General features: G+C 45.5%; 19 protein-coding genes. 13 read left to right on the top strand and 6 right to left on the bottom strand.

What is annotated here, in order from left to right:
* Window positions 1–12: 12 nt before the first annotated feature.
* The 3 genes from H6F52_RS04695 to H6F52_RS04685 all read right to left on the bottom strand — a co-directional run bounded on the left by H6F52_RS04695 (window position 13) and on the right by H6F52_RS04685 (window position 5,396).
* Window positions 13–894, bottom strand: coding sequence for a hypothetical protein (locus H6F52_RS04695; protein ID WP_190415465.1), 882 nt, complete (start codon window positions 892–894; stop codon window positions 13–15).
* Window positions 895–944: 50 nt separating this feature from the next.
* The gene (locus H6F52_RS04690) at window positions 945–1,547 is read right to left on the bottom strand and encodes a DUF1517 domain-containing protein (RefSeq protein WP_190525704.1); all 603 of its coding nucleotides are present in this window, start codon (window positions 1,545–1,547) and stop codon (window positions 945–947) included.
* Window positions 1,548–1,652: 105 nt separating this feature from the next.
* Complete coding sequence (locus H6F52_RS04685) at window positions 1,653–5,396, bottom strand: PAS domain S-box protein (protein ID WP_190532324.1); 3,744 nt, start codon at window positions 5,394–5,396, stop codon at window positions 1,653–1,655.
* Window positions 5,397–5,546: 150 nt separating this feature from the next.
* Between H6F52_RS04685 and H6F52_RS04680 the strand changes: the two genes are divergently transcribed.
* Complete coding sequence (locus H6F52_RS04680) at window positions 5,547–6,224, top strand: response regulator transcription factor (RefSeq protein ID WP_190415460.1); 678 nt, start codon at window positions 5,547–5,549, stop codon at window positions 6,222–6,224.
* 600 nt (window positions 6,225–6,824) lie between these two features.
* Window positions 6,825–7,181: a hypothetical protein gene (locus H6F52_RS04675; protein ID WP_190532322.1), complete on the top strand. Its 357-nt coding sequence runs from the start codon at window positions 6,825–6,827 to the stop codon at window positions 7,179–7,181.
* A gap of 110 nt (window positions 7,182–7,291) precedes the next feature.
* Here H6F52_RS04675 and H6F52_RS04670 read toward each other — a convergent pair whose 3' ends face one another.
* Together H6F52_RS04670 and pdxA are read right to left on the bottom strand one after the other, a co-directional pair.
* Window positions 7,292–8,344: a phosphodiester glycosidase family protein gene (locus tag H6F52_RS04670; RefSeq protein WP_190532320.1), complete on the bottom strand. Its 1,053-nt coding sequence runs from the start codon at window positions 8,342–8,344 to the stop codon at window positions 7,292–7,294.
* A gap of 55 nt (window positions 8,345–8,399) precedes the next feature.
* On the bottom strand, window positions 8,400–9,572 hold the full coding sequence (gene pdxA / locus H6F52_RS04665; protein WP_347276186.1) for a 4-hydroxythreonine-4-phosphate dehydrogenase PdxA: 1,173 nt from the start codon (window positions 9,570–9,572) through the stop codon (window positions 8,400–8,402).
* 58 nt (window positions 9,573–9,630) lie between these two features.
* Between pdxA and H6F52_RS04660 the strand changes: the two genes are divergently transcribed.
* Window positions 9,631–9,744 (top strand): PetM family cytochrome b6-f complex subunit 7, encoded by a 114-nt coding sequence (locus H6F52_RS04660; RefSeq protein WP_190415454.1) that lies wholly within the window; start codon window positions 9,631–9,633, stop codon window positions 9,742–9,744.
* Here the strand turns inward: H6F52_RS04660 and H6F52_RS04655 are convergent.
* Window positions 9,706–9,864 carry a hypothetical protein gene (locus tag H6F52_RS04655; protein WP_190532570.1) on the bottom strand — a complete coding sequence of 53 codons (159 nt, stop codon included), beginning with the start codon at window positions 9,862–9,864 and terminating at the stop codon, window positions 9,706–9,708. The genes H6F52_RS04660 and H6F52_RS04655 overlap by 39 nt on opposite strands.
* Window positions 9,865–10,023: 159 nt before the next feature.
* Between H6F52_RS04655 and H6F52_RS04650 the strand changes: the two genes are divergently transcribed.
* From H6F52_RS04650 to H6F52_RS04605, 10 genes are all read left to right on the top strand, one after another.
* Entirely contained in the window at window positions 10,024–11,001 is a 978-nt protein-coding gene (locus tag H6F52_RS04650; protein ID WP_190532317.1) for an SDR family oxidoreductase, read from the top strand.
* A 119-nt stretch (window positions 11,002–11,120) separates the two neighbouring features.
* Window positions 11,121–12,038, top strand: coding sequence for an NAD(+) kinase (locus tag H6F52_RS04645; protein ID WP_190415730.1), 918 nt, complete (start codon window positions 11,121–11,123; stop codon window positions 12,036–12,038).
* 193 nt (window positions 12,039–12,231) lie between these two features.
* Entirely contained in the window at window positions 12,232–13,269 is a 1,038-nt protein-coding gene (gene glpX / locus H6F52_RS04640; RefSeq protein WP_190415450.1) for a class II fructose-bisphosphatase, read from the top strand.
* A 155-nt stretch (window positions 13,270–13,424) separates the two neighbouring features.
* Window positions 13,425–14,711: a glutamyl-tRNA reductase gene (locus H6F52_RS04635; protein ID WP_190429782.1), complete on the top strand. Its 1,287-nt coding sequence runs from the start codon at window positions 13,425–13,427 to the stop codon at window positions 14,709–14,711.
* A gap of 75 nt (window positions 14,712–14,786) precedes the next feature.
* On the top strand, window positions 14,787–17,774 hold the full coding sequence (locus H6F52_RS04630; protein ID WP_190532313.1) for a UPF0182 family protein: 2,988 nt from the start codon (window positions 14,787–14,789) through the stop codon (window positions 17,772–17,774).
* A 597-nt stretch (window positions 17,775–18,371) separates the two neighbouring features.
* Window positions 18,372–21,167 carry a SpoIIE family protein phosphatase gene (locus H6F52_RS26340; protein ID WP_190532310.1) on the top strand — a complete coding sequence of 932 codons (2,796 nt, stop codon included), beginning with the start codon at window positions 18,372–18,374 and terminating at the stop codon, window positions 21,165–21,167.
* A gap of 289 nt (window positions 21,168–21,456) precedes the next feature.
* Window positions 21,457–23,397 carry a PAS domain S-box protein gene (locus tag H6F52_RS04620; protein WP_190532307.1) on the top strand — a complete coding sequence of 647 codons (1,941 nt, stop codon included), beginning with the start codon at window positions 21,457–21,459 and terminating at the stop codon, window positions 23,395–23,397.
* Window positions 23,398–23,697: 300 nt separating this feature from the next.
* A complete protein-coding gene (locus tag H6F52_RS04615) occupies window positions 23,698–24,282 on the top strand; it encodes a DUF6272 family protein (RefSeq protein ID WP_190525799.1) in 585 nt (194 codons plus the stop codon).
* 40 nt (window positions 24,283–24,322) lie between these two features.
* Window positions 24,323–24,667, top strand: a complete 345-nt coding sequence (locus H6F52_RS04610; RefSeq protein WP_190532304.1) for a hypothetical protein — start codon at window positions 24,323–24,325, stop codon at window positions 24,665–24,667.
* A 75-nt stretch (window positions 24,668–24,742) separates the two neighbouring features.
* Window positions 24,743–26,362 (top strand): adenylate/guanylate cyclase domain-containing protein, encoded by a 1,620-nt coding sequence (locus H6F52_RS04605; protein WP_190532301.1) that lies wholly within the window; start codon window positions 24,743–24,745, stop codon window positions 26,360–26,362.
* Window positions 26,363–26,559 lie beyond the last annotated feature (197 nt).

Here is a 26,559-nt window from a genome sequence, read left to right as displayed (position 1 = left end):
CGCTCTCGATAATTAGCGGCGTCTGCCACCAGAACCAAACGATCCCCGACTACGACTGGGACGCGATCGCGATCCGCTGCCAAAACTGGGACTTCTATTCGCGCGGCTGGGAGTCGATCCGTTAGAGCGACGCAGCGTGCTGGAACCATAACCCGATCCAGTAGAACGGTTTCCGCTTTGCGGGACTCGACGAATGCTGGTCGGTTGACTGGATGAAGGCGATCTTAAGCGCCCAGTTGTCCGCAAGGTTTGACGATTTCTAACAGCTGGTGGCGGCGCTTGGTAACGGGTTTGGTATTGCTGAACTGCTTGACTATAAGTGTTGCCGTATCCGCCGTAACCTCTCATAATTCCGCCCGGTTGATACACTGGCGGCATATAGTAACGCGGCGTAAACAACAAACTGCCTACGGCTTGACCTGCCAATGCTCCTGCAAAAGGTGCCCAGAAGCTTGACTGCTGACGCACGACCACGGTCTGGGGTTGACCTGTTTGAGGGTCGGGTCGCGTTTCAGTGACGTTGTGAACGTATTCAATTTTGAAGTCTTCTGGAATGTGCAGAGATGCCTGACCGTTAGCTGCTTTCACATAACCCTTCTGACCAGACTTAATTTCTTCGTCTGTCAGACGTGCCATTTGCAAATCTGTAGAGCGATAAACGGCGGGCGTGCCCGGAGGGGTATTGAGCAACATGAGGGTGTATTCCCCATCGGCATCATTGTAGGTTGCCTGCTGGACTGGATATTGTCCATCAGGCAAACGACTTTGAGTGGTCGTTGTCTTAAAGTCCCGATTCTGAGATGGGGCTTGGGTTGTGGTTGAGGGACTACCACAAGCTACCGTTGTGAAGCACAACGTCAGGGACATGAAAAGAATGGTCAATCTACGTAACATAAACGGATGAATAATTTTGATGAGGAAGCTATTAGCCATTAAAGGGGAATCTAAAGAGGAATCAGTTCTGGAAAATTCAGCAACAATTGATCGTTTGTGAGTTCATCACCCAACTGCGCTGGAGAAAAGTGAACTTGTATTGCTCGCAGCCTTTCCTGATAGTGCAGATTAACCAAGGCTTTTAGACCTTCTTTAAGCGCACTAAGATTGGCGAGATCGCCTTCGAGTACGGGAAGTTCCCCCTCATAAGCCACCGTAATCATCACAATCAAGTTGCGAGTGACTGGCAATGACAAGGGTTCATTTCCGTGAGAAGGTTGGCTGAAGTCTGGTTCGCTCAAATAGCGCTCAGCAGAGTCTGTGAACAATTCATTCACATAGTCCCCAGCTTCACCTTCATTCCAGAAAACGTCGCCTTCATTCGCTGCGGATTGCCAGTAAGTATCGTACTGTAAGAGGTTCTGACAAATTTCAACCAGTCCTTCGCCCAAAATTTGCAGATCCCCGTCAGCTTCGACGGCTTCTCTAGCAGCACGATTTAGAACTCCCAACAGAGGCGCAACCTCTGCACCTGCTAGATGGACAAACAAACGACAGACTACGAAGCGGCTTTTGCCACTGATTTGATTGAAGCGATCGCGCCAAGAAGTCATGACTTATCTTGCTACCAAATGCCAATCTTAGTCAATTGAGCTACTTTTTTACTTTACTCGGTGGGTGCGATCGCAGCCGTCTACCCTCAGAATGGTTTGACTGCTCTAGCTGGGCTGGAGACTTCCTGGCCTTACAGGGTTGTATAAAGGCAATGTCACAGTGCAAGTGGTTCCCACCCCGACTTCACTCTTTACTGTAATTGTGCCGCCGTGTAAGTCCACACACTTCTTAGTCACGGTTAGTCCTAATCCCGAACCAGCGACATTTCCAACATTTTCCCCTCGATAGAACGGCTCAAATAGATGAAGTTGGTCTTCTGGTGGAATACCAATGCCTTTATCCCTAATTTGCAGAGTTGCCTCTTGGCGATCGCAAACGAGGGAAAAATGAATATGACTGCCTTGGGGGGAGTATCTAATCGCATTGGAGAGTAAATTGGTAACAATCGAGCGCAGAAGTTTTTCATCGATTGCTGAGTTTGGGCTATCTCCCTGGCTGACAAATATTATTGAATTATTACTACCCGCAATTAACCGCATTTCTTCAGTTAAGTAATAGCAAAGCTTTTTGATGTCAATAGACGCAGGATTAAATTCTAGTTTCCTGGCTTCCGCTCTATTGATGATTAGAATATCTTCTAATAGCTGAACCATGTGTTTGGCACTAGCTTGAATCCGACCGATATTCTTCAAAACTTTCTCCTTTGACCATCGCTCAAAGGAATTTTCTAGGGATTGAGCAGAGAGTAAAATAGTGCTAATGGGAGTGCGAAACTCATGGGAAACCATCGAAAAGAAGCGCTGCTGAAGTTGACTTAATTCTTTTTCCCTTTCTAGCGCTAGCCGAATTTCTTCAGCCTTCTTAAGCTCGGTGATGTCTACCCCTGTACCCAGAATCTGTTCGGGTCTACCGTCAGTGGTTCTCGTAAAGACAACCTCACAGACATGAAACCAACGCCATTCACCCTTGGGGTTTTTCACTCGGTATTCTTTTTCGATTACTTGATCCTCTTTAGTGGCGACAAATTCTTTGTTGAATTCATCAAGTTTAGAAAAATCGTCAGGGTGTAAAAAATCTGATAAGAGCCGCGAGCCGATTGCTTGGATTTCTGCTTGAGTGCATTGAAAAAAATCTTCTGTTCGGCGATTGGCATAAACGTTACAATTTTGAACCATGTCGTAAATGTAGAGCCAATTAGGCGTTGTATCGGCAATTTTCTGGATGAAACGTTGGCTTTCTCTCAGTGCTTCCTCACTAGCTTTACGCTCAGTAATGTCGAGGCAGGTGCCGATGTAACCCGCAAAATCTCCTTCTGGGGTAAACCGGGGAACTCCTTTATCTACAATCCAACCGTATTCGCCATCAGCCTTTCTCAACCGATATTCTATACAAAAGGACATTCGGGAATTGAAAGCGGATAAGTAGCTATCTAAACAATGCTGAATATCTTCGGAATGCACGCCTTCCAACCAACTATTCCCAATTTCTTGTTCTAGAGTCCGTCCGGTAAAGTTTAGCCAAGTCTGGTTGAAAAACGTACAAAGTGCATCTGGATCGGACATCCAAATCATCACAGGGGCGCTATCAGCCATCATGCGGAAACGAGCCTCGCTTTCCCGTAGCGCTGCCTCCGCTTGTTTACGCACGGTGATGTCGCGTAGCACCGATAGATGTCGCCCAGGAAGAAAATTAGCTCTAGCCGCATACTCAACTTCTCGCACGGTTCCATCTGGATGAAGGAGGCGCAATTCTCCGGTTGCCAGCCCTTGTTTTTGGAAGTTGTGCCACGCCTGTTCAAAATCGAAACTAGGCTCCATAAAGTCTGCAATCCGCTTTCCCAGGAGTTCTGGAAGTTGCAGCCCCAGTAGTTGGCAGGCAGCGGGATTCCCCTCTACATAAGCGCCCTCGTTATCTGTAATTAATATCGCTTCGAGTGCGCTCTCAAAGATTGCTCGCAGTTGTTCTTCCCTAGTACGGATGTCGGTAATATCCATCGCTGAGCCGGTAATGCCAATAACTTCCCCGGTTGGATTCCGCAACGGCTCTACGGTTAAATCGTAGTGGCGAACTTTTCCATTGAGTGCAATACACGTCTGTTTGCGCGTTCCAATTCCGCTTTCCAGCACCGGGCGCTTAATCGCTACCAGCTGTTGGGCATCTTCAGGCGAAAAGACTTCGGTTTCTAATTTTCCTAGTAAAACTTCGTCAACAACCCTTGAGGTGGGATGATGTACCCAGGTGTAGCGTAAATCGGTGTCTTGATTAAAGACAACGATGGGTGAATTTTTGAGCGCAATCCGAAAGCGTTCCTCACTAATTCTCAGTGCTTCTTCAGCAGCTTTGCGATCGCTAATATCGGTGGAAATGCCACCAATTGCGTAGGGAATCCCTTCGGTGTTATGAATGAGAAACTTGAGCGATAAGTAAGTGCGGATACCGTCGGGGCAAGGAATGAGTTCTTCAAACTCAAAGGAACTTCCAGATTCAAGCACTCTCTTGTCGTTGGACACCAATCTATCTGCGATTTCCTTGGGAAATATATCGTAATCGTTTTTGCCGAGAACTTGCTCTCTAGTGAGGTGCAATAAATTTTCAAACTGGCGATTGACTAGAATGTGTCGGCAATAAGTGTCTTTAAGGTAGATAATTGCTTGGGAGTTATCTAGAATTGCCTGGAGCCGTTGTTCGCTCTCTCGGAGAGCTAATTCTGCTTGTTGGCGTAGCGTAGCGTGCCGCAGGCGATCGCTGATATCGCGAGCAAAAAAACTAGCGTACTCCTTGCCCTTAAACTGCAAGTAATTGCCTGTCACCTCAATCGGGAATATCCTGCTATCTTTACTACGATGATGAGACTCCAGGGAGAGAGAGCCGCGTTGCTTGATAGCTTGCCAAATATCTGGCCAGACTGCTGGGGGAATGTCCGGATTTACGTCATATAGGCTCATCGAGAGTAATTCTTCTCGTGAATAACCGATGGAATGACAAAGGGCGTCGTTTACATAGACAAACCGCCCTTCCGGATTTATCCAAGCGATCGCATATACCGCCCGCTCGACACAAAATTGGGTTAGATGTAACGCTTCTTCAGCTCGCTTGCGCTCGATAATTTCAGCCAGCAGCAATTCATTCGTACTAACGATTTCTGCGGTTCGTTCCTGAACTCTGATTTCTAGTTCCTCATTAACCTTTCTGAGTGCTTCCTCTGCGCGTTGACGCTTTGCATTTTCGCTATACAGAAGCAAGTAAACCCAGCATAAAAGCAAAAAAACCGAGCCTGTGCCAAGATAATGCATCAGGATTGTATTTTGAGCGCTGGTTGATACTGCTAGCGATCGCTGCTGTAAAAATGCTCGCTCATCATTCTGCATCTGCTGAATTAACTGGCGAATCTCACCTTGACGCTTTTGCTCCTCTTCAATCAGGGCAATCTGACCCGCCGCATCTTCATCATTGTTTTGCCGCAAGGAAACTAACTTTTCGGCTACAGGGAGTTCCTTTGTCACTAAAGACTCAAGCACATTCAACTTTGTCTGTTGCAGGGAGTTATCGCCCGTCAACTTTCGGAGCTTTTGAATTTTCGAGCCAATTTCCGGACTAGCCGCGGGAGCGGTGTTTAGCCAAGTTTCGTCGCCCCTTAGGATATCGTTGCGTTCCTTTGCTTGAATATCTTTTAGCGTAGAAAGCATCTCATCAAGGTTCTGCACAACTTCTTCAGTGTGCTGTATCCATTCATGGCATTCGATCGGTTGAGTCATGCTCCAATACGAAGCTGTACTTGTTGCACCGAGTAGCAACAATGCCAACCCTAAACCGCTGATAATCATTGTTTTTTTAATAGGCCACTTCATCGCATTGTTTTCTTGCTAAGGTTACTGTTTATCCTGCGTTAATCGTCCGAATGATAGATGATATTCTATGAATAGGGCAGTTTAGCCAATTAGAGACTTTATCAATCATCTTTATTTCCCGTTTTTTATCAACTAAAAGCAATTTATGCAATGAGAATCCTTCTAATAGAAGATGATTTGCGTCTTGCAGAAGCTTTAGTAGAAGCTCTTACCGATCAAACTTATGTGGTTGATGTGGTGACAGATGGGGAAGCTGCTTGGGATCAAGTCCAAACCGTTACGTATGACTTAATTTTGCTAGATGTAATGCTGCCTAAGCTAGATGGCATAAGCCTTTGCCGTCGATTGCGCTCTCATGACTACAACCAGCCAATCCTCATGATCACTGCCCGTGACACTAGCGCAGATAAAGTCACCGGCTTAGATGCTGGAGCGGATGATTATATTGTTAAACCGATCGATCTGCCAGAGTTATTAGCCCGGATACGCGCTTTGTTGCGTCGAGGGAGTTCCTCAGCGTCTCCAGTGCTAGAGTGGGGCAGCTTGAGCTTTAACCCTAGTACCTATGAAGTTAGCTATGCTGAGCAATCTTTGCACTTAACCCGCAAGGAATATTCTTTATTGGAGCTATTCCTCCGCAATGGTCGGCGGGTACTCAGCCGCAGTAGCATCATTGAACACGTATGGTCTCTTGAGGAACCGCCAGAGGAGGAGACTGTTAAAGCCCATATTAAAAGCCTACGGCAGAAACTCAGAGCAGTAGGCGCACCGCCCGATTTGATTGAGACAATTCACGGTATTGGGTATCGCCTTAAACAGCTATCTTAATTTGATGCTTTGTAAACAGCAGCAAAATATTATTTGCAAAAGTTTACTGTTTTTTTCATTTCTTCTCGATTTCTTCCCGATTTCTCCTCTATTTTTTTACATTTGAGACGTAATCTTAGATTCAAAACAGGCTAGAGTCTGTTTCCCAATCTGACGACCTCCTTTTAATGCAGGCTGGGTTAGTCGGCATACGCTAGAAGCGATTAATCCAGTATGCTCTCTTTGCGCTAGTAGATAGAACTGATATTAATCCAATAGAAGCTGAGTTTCCTGTTAATATTCATGCCTTGAGTTTGCAAAGCAGCCGATGTTAACAAAAACCTCTAAGCAAGATACCCGTAAACTTTATGGCTGGGGGAAATTATTACCTATTAGTCAGCCTATAAGTACTATTATTGTCTCTTCATTTGCAAAGAAAGTAATTAAATTTTATCTGTGTTTTTACGTGAAAACTTCATAAATAAAATAAGAGAAAATCTCCAGTTTTAAAATTTGCTTCGGGCAAGACGTTGATGTTTTTAAAATTTAATAATAATAGATATAAATTAGAAAATCAACCAGACAAAATCAGAATGTTATTCGATAAAAAGTGAGGTTAAAATGGCTAATCGAACCATCAATTTAACAATGTTATGGGTTGCCGATGAAATTGCTCAAATCTTAGACAATGAACAAGAGTATTTTGAATACGGAGCTTTTTTAAATTCTAGATTATATAAAGAATTAATGACTTATACCCTGAGTCGAGTTCCTAACGTATACGCTGCGATCGAGGATGGTCAAAAACTTTCAGAGAAATGTAATCGCCGTTACTGCTCTGGAGAAAGAAAGCTGCACATAGAAACAGTAATTCGCCAAGGAATTTTTGAGATTCTCCGAAGGAAGAGAGATTGGATTAAACATCAACTTCCTAGCTCGTCTGAGCAGAGTTTTTCCCCATCTACTTGGTTTACCTAATTTGCAAAGGTTTAAAATGAAGAAAGCAAAAAATGAAAATGCGATCGCACCCTACCTGAATCAACAGGGCATTCCTTGCGATCGCATTCTTATTCCTGCCTAGTCTTTGCTCAAGGAGCGCTCACCACGCCAATAGTTTGGGGAATTGTTCTTGTAGATTTAATATAATTTTCACCCTGAGCAAGCAACTGGGAAGATCCGCCACCATCGAGCATGACTACTTTATCTGCACCAAACTTTCTTAGCGTCTGTGCTGCATGGAACTGAGTTGAATCAGTCGAATTAAAAATTAAAACGGTTTCATGAATCCCGTTAGAGTCTTTATCTAGAACTCCCATAAAAGTTCTACCCAGATTTTTATTCATAAATTTATTCGCTTTTTCACTCAAGCCAACAATAATATTAGGTGCTGAAGAAGAGTAAAGAGAATTTTTACCGTAAAAAATGCTAATTTCTGCGCGATTATCCCAAACTGCAAGCATCAGCTTTTGGCTGACAAACTCACTTTCGCCTGCATAGCCGTCACTCATAATGATTCCATTGGCTTTAACTAGAAAAGCTAAGTTAGTGATGATGGAGGATTTAGTGTCATTTCTGAAAAACTGACCATTCGTTATCGAAAAAGCTTTTTTATTAAAAGAATAGAAATTTTTCCAGGCTTGTGTCAGCGTTTGGCGTCTCAACTTAGGATCGTTTCCTCCATAAGCGCCTTGTTTCTTACCGGGATTGGTAATCTCGCCATAAAGGAATTTGACAGACGCGCCTTTGCTCAAATCAACAACTTGCACATAATCAGAGTTTTGATGATAAAGTGTAACCCCTGGCGCACTTCTAATAGCTTTAAAACCAAGATGAAAGAATTTTTGATTGCGATCGCTTTTAAAAAATGGTGTTTGTGAGGAGATACCGTTTTTAGCATCCAACCCTAGAGAATGTTTCCGGTGAATAGAATTCGCGGCTACATAAGCAACAGGTAAAACGGCAAAACCCCTCTGTGCGGTTTTTAAATACCTTAAGTCTGCGAAGGCGGAGTTCGTTGGTACTGTTGAGGCTGCTATTCGCTCGAACTTGGCTCGAGCGTTCTCAGATTTAGACGCAGGAAGTTTGGGAGCGCTCAAGTGGATGCTTTGAGCGATCGCGCTAAAAATCAAATATGCAAACATGAACAATCTCTTCTCGAATTAATCTGGCTGACGATACCTTATTCGCTAGCGAAAGCTACATAGCGTTCGCGGCTGTCCTCCGAGCCGCTAATTCAGCCCCAAGTTGAATCGCTGCCTTCATACTGGTAGCATCGGCAATTCCCTGACTAGCGATATCAAAAGCAGTCCCGTGATCGGGAGAGGTGCGGATGAAGGGAAGACCGATAGAAGTATTTACCGCTCGGTCAAATGCCATCAGTTTAACCGGGATTAAGCCTTGGTCATGATAGAGTGCCAAGTAAGCATCGTGAGCCGATGAGATGCCATTTGAACCGAACCAGGCTTGACCGGGCTTTACCCACATCGTATCTGGGGGAATTGGGCCATCCAGTTGCAGATCGGGTCGCCGTTGTTGCTCTAGCCAAGGGATTAACCAATCGATTTCTTCTCGTCCCAGTTGTCCTTGTTCGCCGCTGTGAGGATTTAGACCAGCGATCGCTATCTTTGCCTTTTCTATCCCAAAATCTGCTTTTAAGCATTCCACCAGCAAATCAAGCTTATTCGTCAGCAGTTGCGGTGTCAGCACCTCAGCGACTTGACGGAGGGGAATATGGGTAGTGGCAAGTAAAGTGCGGAGTGTCCAACCAGTATGAGGCGATCGCGCCACAAATAACATCCCAAAGCGCTGAACCCCGGAACGCTTGGCTAACAGTTCCGTTTGACCCGGATAATCATATCCTGCGGCTTTCCAAGCAGATTTCGCAATCGGGCCAGTCACAATGCCTTGGAACTCACCCGAAAGCGTGTGCGCGATCGCTGTTTCCATATAAGCAAAGCTTGCCGCGCCACTCGCAGCATTCCCAGTCCCAATCTTGATTTGCCGCTCTATTTCCCCATCCAGCGGGACATCAAGAATTGATAACTGTGCCGGGTTTGCTAGCGGTGCTGACACCAACTCAGATGCCTCCCCACCCGCTTCTAAAGTCTGTGTAGGCAGGCTTTGTTCCTGTTGCTGGGAGCGGCACGGCACCGTGCCCTTACGTTGTCGGGTCAATCGATGATAAGTTTCTTGCAACAGTCCCCGACTGCCAACGACAGTAATCTCGCAATTTTCGGTAATCGGATCTGCCAACGCCTTCAGCACCACCTCTGGCCCAATCCCCGCCGGATCTCCCAGTGTTACCGCTAACCGAGGACGTTCTTGCCGTTGCGTGAGATTGGTAGGTGTTTGTGTAAAGAAAGTTTTCACAGCTTTCAGTTTAAAATACTCTAAACTTTTTAATTGATTCCCAAGGAGCCTACAACCGATGAGCGGTGAGATTTTTAATGCAGCTATATTGTCCTCTACCCTGATTTTAGTGGGTCTGGGTCTAGGCTTTTTGTTACTCAAAATCCAAGGCGGCGAAAACGAGTCCCTCTAAGGGCAACCCCTGAAAGCAAGGGCAAGCCACGCCGGGGCGTGTTCCATCAACGCCCCTAGCAGCTTGTCCGTTGCCATAAAAACGTATCGTTGATTTGTTCCTCGCCCGTTGCTTTGTCATCTGGCGAGAATTTACTATTGGGCATTTTCATAGGATTAGCGACTAGCAATTGAGGTGCGCGATCGCTCTGATTACTAGTTTTGTAAACTTTCTTTGCGTTAATTCTGAGATTTCTGATAACATCTTATAGAAAGTTTAAGATTCCTTACTAATTACTAGATGACTTTATTAATTGTCGGTGCCACCGGCACCCTGGGCAGACAGGTGGCTCGTCGGGCAATAGAAGAGGGCTATCAAGTTCGCTGTCTGGTACGAAGTGCGAAGAAGGCGGCATTTTTAAAAGAATGGGGCGCTGAGTTAGTCGGCGGCGATCTCACCAATCCTGAAAGCCTGAAAGCAGCCTTTGAAGGTGTCACAGCCGTGATTGATGCGGCAACTTCACGACCGACAGACGCCACTAGTATCAAACAGGTAGACTGGGATGGCAAAGTAGCGCTGATTCAAGCCGCCAGCGCTGCCAAAGTTGATCGTTTTATCTTCTTTTCCATCTTGGATGCTGAAAAGTATCCCAATGTCCCGTTGATGGAAATCAAGCGGTGTACGGAGCTTTTCTTAGCAGAATCCGGGTTAAATTACACCATTTTGCGACCTTGCGGCTTTATGCAAGGGCTGATTGGTCAGTATGCAGTGCCGATCTTAGATGGACAAGCTGTATGGGTGACAGGGGACACCTCTCCGGTGGCTTACATGGACACTCAGGATATTGCTAAGTTTGCAATCAAAGCCCTGAAGGTTCCGGAAACTGAAAAGAAAACCTTCCCGATTGTCGGTTCTCGCGCTTGGGGTGCTTATGAAATCATCCGCCTGTGCGAACGTCTTTCTGGGCGAGAATCCAAGGTCACGCGAATGCCTTTGGGCTTACTGCGGACAGTGCGACGGATCGCTCGCTTTTTTGAATGGGGCTGGAACCTAGCAGATCGATTGGCTTTTGCAGAAGTGGTAGCGACCGGCAAACCCCTGAATGCGTCGATGGATGAGGTTTATCAAGTCTTCGGGATAGACTCAGCCCAAATCACGACTTTGGAGGCATACCTGCAAGACTACTTCAGTCGCATCTTGAAAAAACTTAAGGAAATTGATTACGAAAAATCAAAAAATAAAAAGCAGAGTAAAAAGAAAATGCCCTATACATCTTGAACTGATTACAGCCTCAACGCAAAGTGAGTTGTTAGTTGTTGGTTTTTAATAGGTTACATACCTAAAAACCAATCCTCGATCGCTAACAATTAAGAATGAACTACTACCGGACTCGAAGCGTGCCCAAAGCAGGGATTATATACAATGACACCAAACCTGTAGCTTGTCGCGCTGCAACAGAGTTAAAAGACAAGCTGACAGCCGCTGGTTGGGAAGTTTGCATGACAACAGGTTCCGGTGGGATTTTGGGATATTCTCGCCCCGATCGTCCGGTATGTCATACCCCAATCGATTCCCTGGCTCCCCCCGGCTTTGATGAAGAGATGAAATTTGCCGTGGTGTTAGGGGGAGATGGCACGGTTCTGGCGGCATTTCGCCAAGTGGCACCTTGCGGGATTCCCTTGCTGGCGGTGAATACTGGGCACATGGGTTTTCTCACTGAAGCTTATGTGAACCAGATCCCGCAAGCGCTGGAAATGCTCATGGCTGGGGAGTATGAAGTCGAAGAGCGGGCGATGCTCGCGGTGCAACTATTTCGCGATAATGTCCGGCTGTGGGAAGCGCTGTGCCTGAATGAAATGGTGATTCATCGGGAACCGCTCACCAGTATGTGCCATTTCGAGGTGCTGATTGGGCGTCACGCGCTGATGGATATTGCCGCAGACGGGGTGATTATCTCGACCCCGACTGGCTCGACGGCTTACTCATTGAGTGCTGGGGGGCCGGTGGTGACGCCTGGAGTGCCGACATTACAGTTGGTGCCGATTTGTCCTCATTCACTGGCGTCTAGGGCGTTGGTGTTTGCAGATAGCGAACCTGTGACGATTTTCCCCGCAAATCCTAACCGACTGGTAATGGTGGTGGATGGGAATGCTGGATGCTATGTATTGCCAGAAGATCGGGTGTATCTGGAGCGATCGCCTTTTTCAGCTCGGTTCATCCGCTTGCAATCCCCTGAGTTTTTCCGAATTTTACGAGAAAAACTCGGTTGGGGTCTGCCTCACATTGCTAAACCGACATCGGTTGAATTGCCTTAAAAAAAGCCAGGAGTCATGAGTTATTCGTAATTTCCCAACGAATGACCCATGACCCATCAGCCGGATGAATTACAAAAGTTAACATAAACCAAGCCGTTAATCTCCAGCTTTGGGTATCCCCCCTCTGATAGACTTCTAACTGGAATCGCCAGATGAAACGACGCTAAATCAAGCAGTTGAGAGGATAATTTTTGTGGAAAACACGCTGGGATTAGAAATTATAGAGGTAGTTGAGCAAGCTGCGATCGCATCCTCCCGGTGGATGGGAAAAGGCGAAAAAAACATCGCTGACCAAGTCGCGGTGGAAGCCATGCGGGAGCGGATGAACAAAATTTATATGCGGGGTCGGATCGTCATCGGTGAAGGCGAACGGGATGATGCCCCCATGTTGTATATCGGAGAAGAAGTTGGTATCTGTACCCGCGAAGATGCCAAAACTTATTGCAACCCAGATGAATTAATTGAGATTGACATTGCCGTTGACCCTTGCGAAGGCACCAACCTCGTTGCCTACGGTCAAAATGGTTCAATGGCAGTTCTGGCAATTGCTGAAAAAGGCGGTTTGTTTGCCGCTCCTGACTTTTACATGAAAAAGCTGGCAGCGCCCCCAGTGGCACGCGGTCATGTTGATATTAACAAGTCCGCCACCCAAAACCTGAAGATTCTCGCAGAGTGCCTGGGTCGCTCGATTGAGGAACTGGTGGTCGTAGTGATGGATCGCCCTCGTCACAAAGAACTGATTCAAGAAATCCGGCAAGCGGGAGCCAGAGTGCGACTGATCAGCGATGGTGACGTTTCTGCTGCCATCTCCTGCGCCTTTGCCGGTACCAATATTCACGCTTTGATGGGAATTGGTGCTGCACCCGAAGGCGTCATCTCAGCAGCCGCTCTGCGCTGTCTGGGTGGACACTTCCAAGGTCAGCTGATCTACGATCCAGATGTGGTGAAAACTGGATTGATCGGAGAAAGCAGAGAGAGCAATATCGCACGGCTTAATAGCATGGGCATCACAGACCCAGACAAAGTTTACAGTGCTGAGGAACTCGCCTCTGGCAAGACAGTTCTGTTCGCAGCTTGTGGTATCACTCCTGGTACGCTCATGGAAGGCGTGCGGTTCTTCAAGGGTGGGGCACGGACTCAAAGCTTGGTCATTTCCAGCCAGTCGCAGACCGCCCGCTTTGTTGATACGATCCACATGTTTGAAGAGCCGAAGCAACTGCAATTGAGGTAGTCTGCGGATAATCGGAAATCGGGTTGCAGGTTGTAGGTTGCAGGTTGAAGGTCGTGCAGGTTAACTTTCAACCTTCAATCTTCACCCTTCAATCTTCAATCTTCTAATCTTTTAACCATCAACCCAATAAGCAATTAGTAATTAGCAATTAGCAAATGAATATTGCAGTCGTAGGTCTTAGCCATAAAACAGCGCCGGTTGAGATTCGGGAAAAATTAAGTATTCCAGAGCCAGCGTGTGAAGGTGCAACTCTTGCCCTCATGAGCTACCCCCACATTGCAGAAGTCGCGATTCTTAGCACCTGCAACCGCCTGGAAATTTACATCGTTGCTCATGAAACCGAACAGGGCGTTCGGGAAGTCACCCAATTTCTTTCCGAACACAGCAAATTTCCCCTCCATCAACTGCGGCAACACTTGTTTGTTTTGTTGCATGAAGATGCAGTCATGCACTTGATGCGAGTGTCAGCAGGTTTAGATAGTTTGGTGCTGGGGGAAGGGCAAATCCTGGCGCAAGTGAAACATACTCACAAACTGGGACAGCAATACAAGGGCATTGGTAGCATCCTGAATCGGTTGTTCAAGCAAGCACTGACTGCTGGAAAGCGAGTTCGGACGGAAACCAGTATCGGTACAGGTGCTGTCTCCATCAGTTCAGCAGCGGTAGAGTTAGCCCAGATCAAAGCCCAGAACTTGGCAGCTTGCCGAGTAATGATTCTAGGTGCGGGGAAAATGTCCCGGCTGTTAGTGCAACATTTACTAGCAAAAGGAGCGGTTCACATCTCGGTGTTGAACCGTTCTATGCAACGGGCACAGGAATTGGCGAATCAGTTCCCAGAGGCACAGTTGCAACTGTATCCACTGTCAGAAATGATGTCAGCGATCGCTTCCTCGGATTTAGTGTTTACCAGTACCTCTTCCACAGAACCCCTGTTAAATCGATCGAAACTGGAAATTCACCTGGAAGCGCACCGAGGTTTGATGATCTTTGATATTTCCGTGCCGCGTAATGTGGATGGGGATGTTAACGATCTGGACAACGTGCAGGCGTTTAATGTCGATGACTTAAAGGCAGTGGTGGCTCAGAATCACGAAAGCCGCCGCAAGATGGCAATGGAAGCCCAGGAATTGCTAGAAGAAGAGGTGGAAGCCTTTGATCTCTGGTGGCGATCGCTGGAAACCGTTCCTACCATCAGCTGCCTGCGCGATAAAATGGAAACGATTCGCACCCAAGAGTTAGAAAAAGCTTTGTCTCGCTTGGGTACAGAATTTGCCGAAAGACATCAAGAAGTTATCGAGGCACTAACGCGCGGAATTGTCAATAAAATTCTGCACGATCCGATGGTACAACTGCGATCGCAGCAGGATATCGAAGCCAGACGCAAAGCGATGCAGGCACTCCAAACTCTGTTTAACCTGGATATAGGCGAACAATTTAGTTAATCGTTCGGGGTTCATCGTTCAGGGTTCATGGCAAACTTCTATGAACAATGAACAACGAACAACGAACAATGAATAATGAATCGAATTTTTCCAGGACTTTTACTGCTACTAGGACTGTGGCTAGCCTTCGATCTAGTCGCTTACCTAGTAGCAGATGTTTTTTGGTTCCAGGAAGTCGGATATCTACCGGCGTTTCTTCTCAGGGTAAGCACTCAGGCGGGGTTGGGGGCGATCGCATTTATTGTCACCGCTGGCTTTTTACTAGGTAATCTATATCTTGCCCATCGTCTTAAGTATTCTAAAGAGATCCCCCCCACAGGGTTTAAAAAGGGGGAGGTTGATTCTCCCTTTTTTCTAGCGAAGCAGCGCGTTAGCGCGGGAGTTAGGGGAGATAAAGTCTTAAGTGAAGAGTACCAGAGAGAATCTTTTTCTTCGATCCGTCCTCAGTCCTCAGTACTGAAATTGCGATCGCTTTTGCCTTTGCTAGGAGTACTTAGTTTAGCGATCGGGTTGATGCTGCTGCACTACAGTCAAATAGCCACGAGTTATTGGCATTCTAAGGTCGGGTTGCCAAGTGTATCTCCTCTGTTGCCAGTTTGGTTTCAGCCTGACTTGATCTGGCAGATGGGTAGAAAGATGCTCTCTAGCATCTGGCAGGTTGTCGTGGTGTTGGTATCGGCGGCTCTGGTGTTGATTTATCCGCAGTTTTTGTTAACAGCGATCGCGCTTGTCCTCAGTTTATTTTTTGGACTGGTGCTATCAAGCCACTGGGCGAGAATTTTACAGTATTTTCATCCCACCAGTTTTAACAGTGTTGACCCCTTATTTGGACGAGATATCAGCTTTTATGTATTTCAGTTGCCTGTTTGGGAGTTACTAGAATTTTGGCTTTTTGGACTATTTTTGTATGGTTTTGCAGCAGTCACTCTAATATATTTGCTATCTGGAGATAGTTTTAGTGAGGGAAGATTTTTAGGGTTTTCCAAATCCCAGATGCGCCATTTGTACGGACTCAGCGGTTGCCTATGTGCTGCTTTGGCTCTCGGTTATTGGTTATTGCGGTATCAATTGTTGTATTCCACCACCAGCGTTACTTATGGTGCCAGTTACACCGATGTCACCGTGCGATTGCCACTGTATACCGGATTGAGCGTATTTTTACTAGCGATCGCGTTGCTTTTGTTTTGGCAGACAATTCAATTAAAAATTAAAACTTTTAAATTAAAAATTGGTTTGTTGGGATTTTCAATTTTCAATTTTTTATTTTTAATTGGCTTACCTGTCGCAGTGCAACGCCTCATTGTTCAACCCAATGAGTTGGTGCGAGAAAGAACCTATATTGAACACAGTATTGCCTATACGAGGGAAGCATTTAATTTAGAGAATATTGACGTTCAAACCTTCGACCCTCAAGCAAATCTTACTGCCGTAGACCTCCAGCAAAATGAACTGACGATTCGCAATATTCGCCTTTGGGATACACGTCCCTTATTACAAACAAATCGCCAACTGCAACAGATTCGGCTTTACTACAAATTTCCTGACGCCGATATCGATCGATATACTTTGAAACTAGAAGCATCTGCACAAAGCGATGGGACAGAAAAACGACAGGTGATTCTGGCAGCAAGAGAATTAGATTACAATGCCGTTCCCCAAGAAGCTCAAACTTGGGTTAATAAACATTTAGTTTACACTCACGGTTATGGCTTTACCCTCAGCCCTGTGAATACAGTTGGCGCAGGTGGGTTGCCAGATTACTTTGTTAAAGATATTGGAACGAGTGCAGATTCTGGTGATAACAATGCCTTAAATGTATCCAGCGAACGCATTCGAGTCAGCATTCCGATTGGGATACCCCGGATTTACTACGGCGAACTCACGAATACTTATGTGATGACGCCAACGACAGTCGAAGAGTTAGATTATCCCAGTGGCAACGAGAATGTTTATAACACTTACGATGGTACTGGCGGCGTCTCCATCGGTTCGTGGTGGCGTCGTCTTTTATTTGCCGAGTATTTGAAAGACTGGCAGATGATGTTTACGCGGAATTTCACACCGCAAACCAAGCTGTTGTTTCGTCGCAATATTGCACAGCGAGTTCAGAAGATCGCGCCTTTCTTGCAGTTCGATAGCGACCCCTACTTAGTGGTTGCCAAGACCGATGCATCGAAGGAGCAAAATTACCTTTACTGGATTATTGACGCTTATACAACAAGCGATCGCTATCCTTACTCCGATCCTGGAGAAAACCAATTTAATTACATCCGCAACTCTGTCAAAGTCGTCATCGATGCCTATAACGGTTCGGTTAATTTTTACGTTGCCGACCCCCAAGACCCGATTATTAACTCCTGGACTGCTATCTTTCCCGACCTGGTAAAACCATTAAATGCAATGCCCACTTCCCTGCGGAGTCATCTCCGCTATCCAGTGGACTTTTTCAGCATTCAGTCGGAACGGTTGCGGACTTATCACATGACCGACCCCCAGGTGTTCTATAACCGGGAAGACCAGTGGCAGGTTCCGACTGAGATTTATGGCAGCGAACCGCGACCCGTAGAACCCTACTACCTAATCACAAGACTGCCAACTGCCCAGGAGGAAGAATTTATTCTGCTGCTTCCTTTTACACCCACCCAACGTAACAATTTAATTGCCTGGTTAGCAGCGCGTTCCGATGGGGAGAATTACGGCAAGCTGTTGCTTTATCGGTTTCCCAAACAGGAGTTGGTCTATGGCCCAGAGCAAATCGAAGCTTTAATCAACCAAGATCCGGTTATTTCTCAACAGATTTCTCTATGGAATCGGCAGGGTTCCAGGGCAATACAAGGTAATTTGTTAGTAATTCCAATTGAGCGATCGCTTCTCTACGTCGAACCTCTTTATCTAGAAGCAGAACAAAATAGTCTACCAACATTAGTGAGAGTGATTGTCGCTTACGAAAACCGGATCGTTATGGCAGAAACTCTAGAAGAAGCACTTCAGGCAATCTTTCAACCCGAAGAATCCGCTACCCCAGCAATTATCCGTCCAGTCGAACCGTCGGGCGCTCCTTAAATCGCTTATTCCAAGAATTTAACACTTTGTAAAAATGTTTTCTGGAAAGCATCTCTACAAAGTGTGAATTCTCAAAAAAAACGTAGTTATCAAATAAACAAATACCACTTTCTCTGGTAATGCTACATAGCAGAACCCTGACCAATACTCGATTAGGGTTGCGGTTGGAGATATAAACCAAAAGGATATGAATCACTTAATAAGTAAACTTTCTATTAGTATCAAATTCAAAGATTTGATTTTAGTTTATAGCTTTCAGCTTAGGTTTTATCAAGACTTCTCCAATAACAATCAACGATGAATAGATAGGCAAGTATTTCTAGAGAAAATAAATTAGGATAACCGATGAAATTACCGAAGCCGAAAACAGGTCTAGGATGCAATACTGGCGAGAACAGCGTTGTGTTGAAAACCTGCGATGATTTGCAGAGCGCATAATTTACGATGGCATCATGCCAGGACTCAAATAGGAATAGTTCGACATATAAATTAAAAAAAGTATCTTACTGCAATTAATCTCCTGGAAATCTCAATAGCGCGATCGCTCTCCTTGTCAAGCTTTAAAAATAAATTGAGACAAAAATACGAATAAACCTGATGACCTCAACACCATTGCCGACAATCATAGACTCTGCGCCTCCGAATCAGTACTCAGCCCCGCGCTTACCCCGCAGTCTTAGCTCTCTGGAAACGTGGGGCTTTGGTGTAACGGCTCATATCTCTTGGCCTGCCATAGCCCCCGTACTGCACATTGCTCTCGGTACGGGGGCTATTTTTGTCTGGTTGCCAGGAACGATCCTTGGCATCTTGCTAAACCTGCAAGTAAAACGCTTAGGCAGGCATTTTCCTGACGTAGCCGGAGGAACGCCCAACTATACCACCCGATTGCTAAAGCACTATCCGGGGTTAGCCCGTTACGCGGCAGTTGGTTACTTCTTCAGCTGGGTTTCGACGCTGGCGATTAACGTGGTTGTCCTTACAGAACTCATTAAGGTAAACCTGGAGCCTTTAGGAATTGCTTGTCCCGATACTCTTGTGAAAATTGGCTTGACGCTGATCGCGTTTATTTTGGCGTTTAGCGGCACCCGCGCTTTAAGTATCCTGCACTTATTTTTTGTTATCCCGGCAATTGGACTTTTACTCGCTTTTTGTCTATTTGGCATCGGCTGGTTAGCCATTTCCCCAGCAAGTCCTGGCTTTTTCCCATCCAGTTGGTCGCCTCCCTCTTTTGTGGATTGGGCGAAGTGGTTATTCTTTGTCACCTACACGACCTACGCTTGTGAATCTGCGTCTGCATTTGTTGCTGATAGCCGACGCCCTGATGAAACGTTGCGGTTTCTAAGTATCTCCTGTTGGATCATGCCGCCCATCTTTCTGGGGGGTTCCTGGGTACTGATGCGCTTAGCAACCGACCCAGGTTTGGGCAGTGACACTTTCTTGAATTTGTTAGCAGTTTCTACGCCGTTCTGGGGACAGTCGGCAGCGATCATCGTTACCTTTTTTCTCGCTGCTGGGTCGCTTCTGAGTTGCGCGACGGTGCTTTCCAACTGTCCCCGGATGCTGTACCAACTTGCTACAGACGGACATTTATCTCCCGTGTTCGCTGTGGTGTCCCGACGGGGTGTATTCGGTCCCGCTTTGGTGCTGACGTTGTTGTTCACTTTCATTTGTCTAGCTTGGGGGGATGTCGCCCGGATTGCGGTGGTGAGTAACACCGGCTGGTTTGTGTCTATCATGTCGGTACATTTAGCACTGTGGCTGCGCCGAAAGAGACCGGAGGTATTTCTGCCTTGGTGGTCGGGGGTCTTCTTTTTGCTGGAAGTCGTTGTCTTAGTGGTTGGGGGTTTGGCTTGGGGTTGGAAAGACTTCTTGATTGGGTTGCTATTTCCCCTAGGGATTTTGGCAGCAGATCGGGTGATACGCCGCATCCGGTGGGCACCCTTTCATGCTGCTTGGTGGATTCAGCATTACCGAGGGCGATCGCAAACTAAAATATCCGATTTTGTAGGGTTTCAGGTAGTCATCCTGATCTTACTGATCTGTAGCGCTGCCACGATTAGCTGGATGTTTAGAGCCAGAATTGGGGCGGTAGACCTAGGTCAGAATGGCAACAATCTCTATGTGGTGATGCTGCTGATCGCTGCCTTTGTTGGGGTAGCGATCGCTTGCTGGACAAGTTTGCCCCAAGTCATGGCAATTGTCGAAGCCAGAGAACAGTCTGAGCATTTGTTTAATATTGCCATTGACGGGATTCTCGTCGTCGATGAAAAGGGCGTTATTCGGCAAGCCAACCCAGCCGCCGAGCAACTATTAAAAGCGATCGCTCCCAATCTCCTAGGATGTCGTCTCAACCAGATATTTCCCGCCTTGGCAGGTCAACCAGATAATTGGTCGAGTCGGAGCGAACATACCCTAAAAACGCCCGAACATCCCACCATCGTTGAGGCAGCCGTCTCTAACCGTTTCAATCAGGACTTTCAAGAATATGTGGTACTGGTGCGCGATATTACCGAGCGCCAGCAAGCTGAGGAGGCGGTGCGGAATTACAGCCACACTTTGGAACAAAAAGTTGACGAACGCACCAGCGAACTCGCTCACGCCAACGCCGAGATTCTTGCCCTTAACGAGCGTCTTCAAGCCGACAATATCCGCATGAGCGCTGAGTTAGCCGTAACGCGCCGACTGCAACAGATGCTATTGCCTAAACAGCAAGAACTTGAATCGCTTCCTGGACTGGAGATTGCCAGCTTTATGGAACCTGCCGAAGAGGTAGGCGGCGACTACTACGATGTACTCAATTATGAGGATACAGTCAAAATTGGGATCGGCGATGTCACCGGACACGGGCTTGAAAGCGGCGTCTTAACGATCATGGTGCAGACAGCAGTCCGGACGCTACTGGAAAACAACGAAACCGACCCCAAAAAATTTTTGGACGTACTCAACCGCACTATTTATCACAATGTGCAGCGGATGAGTTCCGATAAAAATCTTAGCCTTTCCTTATTGGACTACCAAGCGGGAACGCTGCGCCTGACGGGGCAACATGAAGAAATGATTGTCGTGCGTTCCGGCGGTCAGGTGGAACGGATAGACACGGTTGATTTAGGCTTCCCGATTGGGCTAGAAGCAGACATTACCAATTTCGTTGCCCAGATTCAGTTGCAATTGCACTCAGGGGACGTCGTGGTGCTGTACACCGATGGCATTACTGAAGCCGAAAATAGATTCAAGGTGCAATACGGGTTAGATCGGCTGTGCGACATAGTCAGCCGCAGCTGCCAACAGACCGTTGAGGAAATTAAACAAGCTGTGATTGAGGATCTGCGACGGCATATCGGTGAGCAAAAAATTTACGATGACATCACTTTGCTGATTCTTAAACAGAAATAAGCCGAGTTTGACTTCTTATCTGTTGTAGATGCAAAACAGCTTGCATTGCCTTCACACCAAAGGCTGTAGTCTGCGCTGTTTGTATAGAACTTGCACTTTATCTTTCGTGAGTTTGCTGCCGCTCTCAAACTCAAATTGCTGGAGCGAGAAGTTTTAACCAGTTTGTAAGTAAATGTTCTGTAAAGTTTGTTACAAAAGCCCCTAAGAAAGGGAATATTTAAATAGTGATACAAAACTCTAAAAATATCCCTTGCTAGGGTAATCCATTTTTTGGCAAAGATAAAAATTTATGGCAATTGAGGAAGAAAAATCATTAACAGAACAGCTCTTTTTGAAGATAGAAAGCTTGTCCCAAGAATTGGAAGACTTGAAAAGAGAAAAAGTTGACTTGGAAATCTTGCTGGAGAATACTACCGAACACTCGGATACGGTTGCAGCGCAGTTGTATGACAAGGCAGTGGAGGCGGGAAAACAAAGCGATCGCAGGCTGGCGCAATTTCTGGAAGCCCTGCCAGTGGGCGTCTTCGTGGTTGATGCTAGCGGTAAATCTTACTACGCCAATCAGACGGCACAGCAAATCCTAGGCAAAGGCATTATGTCAGAAGCCACTGTCGAGGAATTGCCAGAGACTTATCAACTTTATCTCGCAGGCACAGAGCAATTGTACCCCAGCGATCGCCTGCCGATTATACGAGCGTTGAGAGGCGAAAAAGTAACCGTTGACGATACGGAGATTTATCAAACAGACAAAATAATTCCCATAGAGGTGTGGGCGTCCCCCATTTTTGATGACCGGGGCGATATTGCTTATGCGATTGCTGCCTTTCAAGACACCACCGAGCGCAAGCGATCCGCAGAAGCGCTGCAACAAGCGGAAACAAGGTATCGCAGTATCTTTGAAAATGCCATTGAGGGAATTTTCCAGATTACATTAGACGGACACTACATTTGTGTCAATCCGGCACTAGCAAAAATTTACGGCTATGAGTCTCCTGAGGAGATGATGAATAGCATCCCAGAAATCAAAGAGCAAGTTTATGTTGACCCGAAATGCCGCAAGAACCTTTTAGATTTATTAACTAAACAGGGTGAAGTTAAAGGATTCGAGTATCAAATTTATCAACAAGATGGCAGCATCATCTGGGTTTCCGAGAATACCCGCGCGATTTGTGATGCCAACGGCACCTTACTCTACTACGAGGGAACCATCATTGATATCACTGAGCGCAAGCAGATTGAGCAATCTCTAAGGGCAAGCGAAGCGCGAGAACGAGAAAAAGCTCAACAGTTAGCGCGATCGCTGCGCGATTTGCAGCAAGCTCAAGTTCAATTAATACAAAGTGAAAAAATGTCTTCTCTTGGTCAATTAGTCGCAGGAATTGCCCACGAAATCAATAATCCAGTTAATTTTTTATCTGGCAATCTCACTTATGTCTACGACTACACCTGCGATTTGCTTAGGTTGTTAAAACTTTACCAACAGCATTATTCAAATCCAGTACCAGAAATCCAATCAGAGGCACAAGCTATTGATGTTGATTTCCTAGCAGAAGACCTGCCTAAAATACTTTCTTCTCTGAAAATAGGAATAGATCGTATCCATCAAATTAGCGTGTCTCTGCGAACCTTCTCTCGTGCCGATACATCCAGAAAGACACTTTTTAATATTCATGATGGCATTGATAGCACTCTACTAATTTTGAAGCATCGCTTAAATTCAAACGGAAATCGTCCAGGAATTACATTAATTAAAGAATATGAAAATATCCCGCTTGTTGAGTGTTATGCCGGACAACTTAATCAAGTGTTCATGAATCTCATTGCCAATGCCATTGATGCGCTAGAAGAAGCAATAGCTTCTGGAATTTTCAGTAAAAATCAAAACCTTGTGCCTACTATTCGGATTAGCACGGAAATAAAGCAGGATAATCTAAGGATAAAAACTGAAAATGAATTATTTGCTTCTTCATTCTTTGGGCTTAATTTCTCTCAGATTTTGATTCGGATTGCAGATAATGGAGTTGGTATTTCAGAAGAGGCAAAGCAACATTTGTTTAAACCTTTGTTTACAACCAAGCAAGTCGGCAAAGGTACCGGATTGGGTCTCTCAATCAGTCATCAAATTGTCGTAGAAAAACATGGGGGACAGCTTAAATGTATCTCTGAGCCAGGACAAGGGACAGAATTCTACATTGAGATTCCGATTAGCTCTACACAGGCAAATCAATGAGCCAATGTACAAGCAAATCATCTTCGCGCTGTTCAAGCAAAAATGCGTAATTGGTAATGAATGTTGAGTTAAAAGAAATTATTTATAGTAATTCTCTTTTGGATGCAGTACAGTTTAATCCCACCTCTGCCGCTGCCCGAAAAGTAGGGAGGAGTTTAATATTCCCTTTCTTCGCTTTTCGGAAAGGCACTTAAGAAGCAAGGAGCAGAATGTATTGTACGCGAGAGTACTAAGCACTTTAGTTCAAAACTTAAAACTCAAAAAAATTACCAATTACCAATTACCAACTACCAAATGGATATGATTCAAATATTCGGAGACTTTAGGGACGAGCTACCAAGCAGTCAGGAAGGCTTAACAATTGTATTTTCGCCTACCTCCATTCCCCTAAAGCAACGCTGGCGCAATAATGGTTTGTCGGCTGATTTTATGGCTGACTATTTTGCAACTTTCTTTCCTGGTAATAAAAATACGACCGAAACCGATCCAAAAGCAGAGATCAAAAGTGCTGTTAGTTTTATCGCTAATGAGTTGCTAGAGAATGCGATGAAATTTAACGATGACATATCAGTGCAACCTATTAGTATTCGGCTGCAAATGCATAACGATCGCTTGGTATTCCTCGGTACGAACAATATCAATCCAAGCGCGATCGCTAAGTTTCAGGCATTTATCACAGAGTTAACCACCTGCGATCCGAGCGAGTTCTATCTTCGCCAGCTAGAAAAAAATGCAGAAGACGAGAGCGAGAGCGAATCTGGGCTAGGCTTTTTGACAATGATGAACGATTATCAGGCTAAGCTAGGTTGGAAGTTTGAGACTATCCAAAAAGAGTCGGAGCCGGAAGCGATCGCCGTGACCACAATGGTGCAGTTGGCAGTATAGCTTACCGAGTTGTTCAGAATATGCAAGGAGTTGATGCGTAATGGAAATTAAGACCGAAGATTACAGCATTTGGTACGACTCGGTTACTGAAACAGCGATCTTTCAGGGTTCGCTTCGACTTAGCGGAATGGAAGAATATGCACCAATCGTAAAGTTACTTAACGATCTAGTTGACTCAGAGCCACCAAAAATTACCTTGAACTTGCGGGAACTAGAATTCTTGAATAGTTCGGGAATCAATGTTCTGTCGAAATTTGTCATCAACGTGCGTCAAAAAGCAAGTATGCAGATGATTGTACAAGGCTCTAAGAATATCCCCTGGCAAAGTAAGTCGTTGAAAAATTTGCAGCGACTAATGCCTTCTTTGCAGCTGGAATTGGCATAAAAACTCCTACAAGGCTAAGATACTGGCACTTAAAACTAGATAAGTTCATTTTCGTCAAGTGCAAATCCTAAGGCGATGCAAGAAGAACAACCCTCAAGGGAACAGCTGTTTTTAGAAATCGCAAATCTGCGCCGGGAATTGGAAGACTTAAAAAACAAAAAAGCTGATTTGGAAATCTTGTTAGAGACGACGACAGAACACTCCGATATGGTTGAAGCCCAGCTGCATCAGTCCAATCAAAAGCTACAAGCCGAAATTGCCGAACGCCAGCGTACCGAAGAAGCACTACAAGCAAGTCAAGCAGCTCTCCAGTCTCTTTTGACAATCGTTACTAGAGATAAGACCGATTTGGAAATTTTGCTGGAGACGACTACGGAACATTCCGATAGGGTGGAAGCTGAGTTGCATCACAAGGCAGAGGAGGCAGTACGTGCCAGTGAGAGAAGGTTGGCTCAATTTCTAGAAGCTGTGCCGGTAGGTGTTTTCGTGATTGATGCGAGCGGCAAACCCTACTACGCCAATCATACGGCACAGCGACTTCTCGGCAAGGGCATCGTCCTGGAAGACACTACCGCTCAACTGCCAGAACTTTATCAAGCTTATGTGGCAGGGACAGATCGGTTGTACCCGAATGCCCAACAGCCCCTAGCGCTGGCGTTGAGTGGCTCCTGCTCGACTGTTGATGATATGGAGGTTCGCCAAGCAGACAAGATTATCCCGATAGAGGTGTGGGCAACGCCAATTTTTGATGAGAAGGGCGAAATTGTGTACGCGATCGCGGCTTTTCAAGATATCACGCGACGCAAAAAGGCAGAAGCAGAGCGAATTCAGCTGATCGATCAACTTTATCAACTTAACATCGCTTACGAACGGTTTGTACCCCGTGAATTTCTTCAGTTTTTGAAGAAACAAAGCATTATTGATGTCATATTAGGCGACCAAGTGCAGCAGGAAATGTCGGTGTTATTTGCCGATATTCGAGACTTTACTGCACTATCAGAAAAAATGACGCCGTCAGACAATTTTCAATTTATTAATGCCTTTTTGAGCCGCATGGAGCCTGCTATTACTGAGAATAACGGCTTCATTGATAAATATATCGGTGATGGGATGATGGCGCTGTTTAGCGGTAGTGCAGATGATGCTATTAAAGCAGCCATTACCATGCTAAATAATCTTGCCGAGTATAATCAGCATCGCGCCCAAGCTGGTTATCATCCAATTCAAATCGGAATTGGCATCAATACGGGTTCTTTGATGCTGGGTACGGTGGGAGGAAATAACCGGATGCAGGGCACTGTCATTAGCGATGCTGTCAACTTAGCCTCCCGTATTGAAGGATTGACGAAAGAGTATGGAGTGTCATTATTAATCAGTCATCAGACTTTTTTACAGTTACAGAATTCATCTGATTACTTCATCCGCATTATCGATCGGGTGAAAATAAAAGGTAAATCCGAAGAAGTAACAGTTTATGAAGTATTCGATGGGGATTTAGCGGAATTAAAAGATGGTAAATTTAGCGCGAAAACAATATTTGAAAAAGCTTTGTTATTTTACAAAAATCAAAAGTTTCATGAAGCTGCACAACTCTTTCAAGATTGTTTATGGTATAACCCGATGGATAAAGTTGCTAAGATATATTTAGAACGATGTCAATTTTCATCTCCTAGTTTCAGTCTAAGTGGCGAGTAATTGAAGCAAAAATTTAAGATTGAAAAAAGTAATTCCTTTCAAGCTGGTGTTTGTTTTTAACATGATATTGGGGATGATTAAGGATAAGTGCTTATGTAAAATAAATTACACATAATAAAAAGTAGAATAAGCTAAAACAAAAGTCAAGAAAACAAGAGACTTATGAGATTTATTAGAGATTTAAGCCGAGAAACTCA

Source organism: Coleofasciculus sp. FACHB-542 (assembly GCF_014695825.1).
In the GTDB taxonomy this organism is placed as follows: domain Bacteria; phylum Cyanobacteriota; class Cyanobacteriia; order Cyanobacteriales; family FACHB-T130; genus FACHB-T130.
Note: the sequence above shows the minus strand (reverse complement) of the source record. Positions and strands in the feature narration are given on the sequence as shown.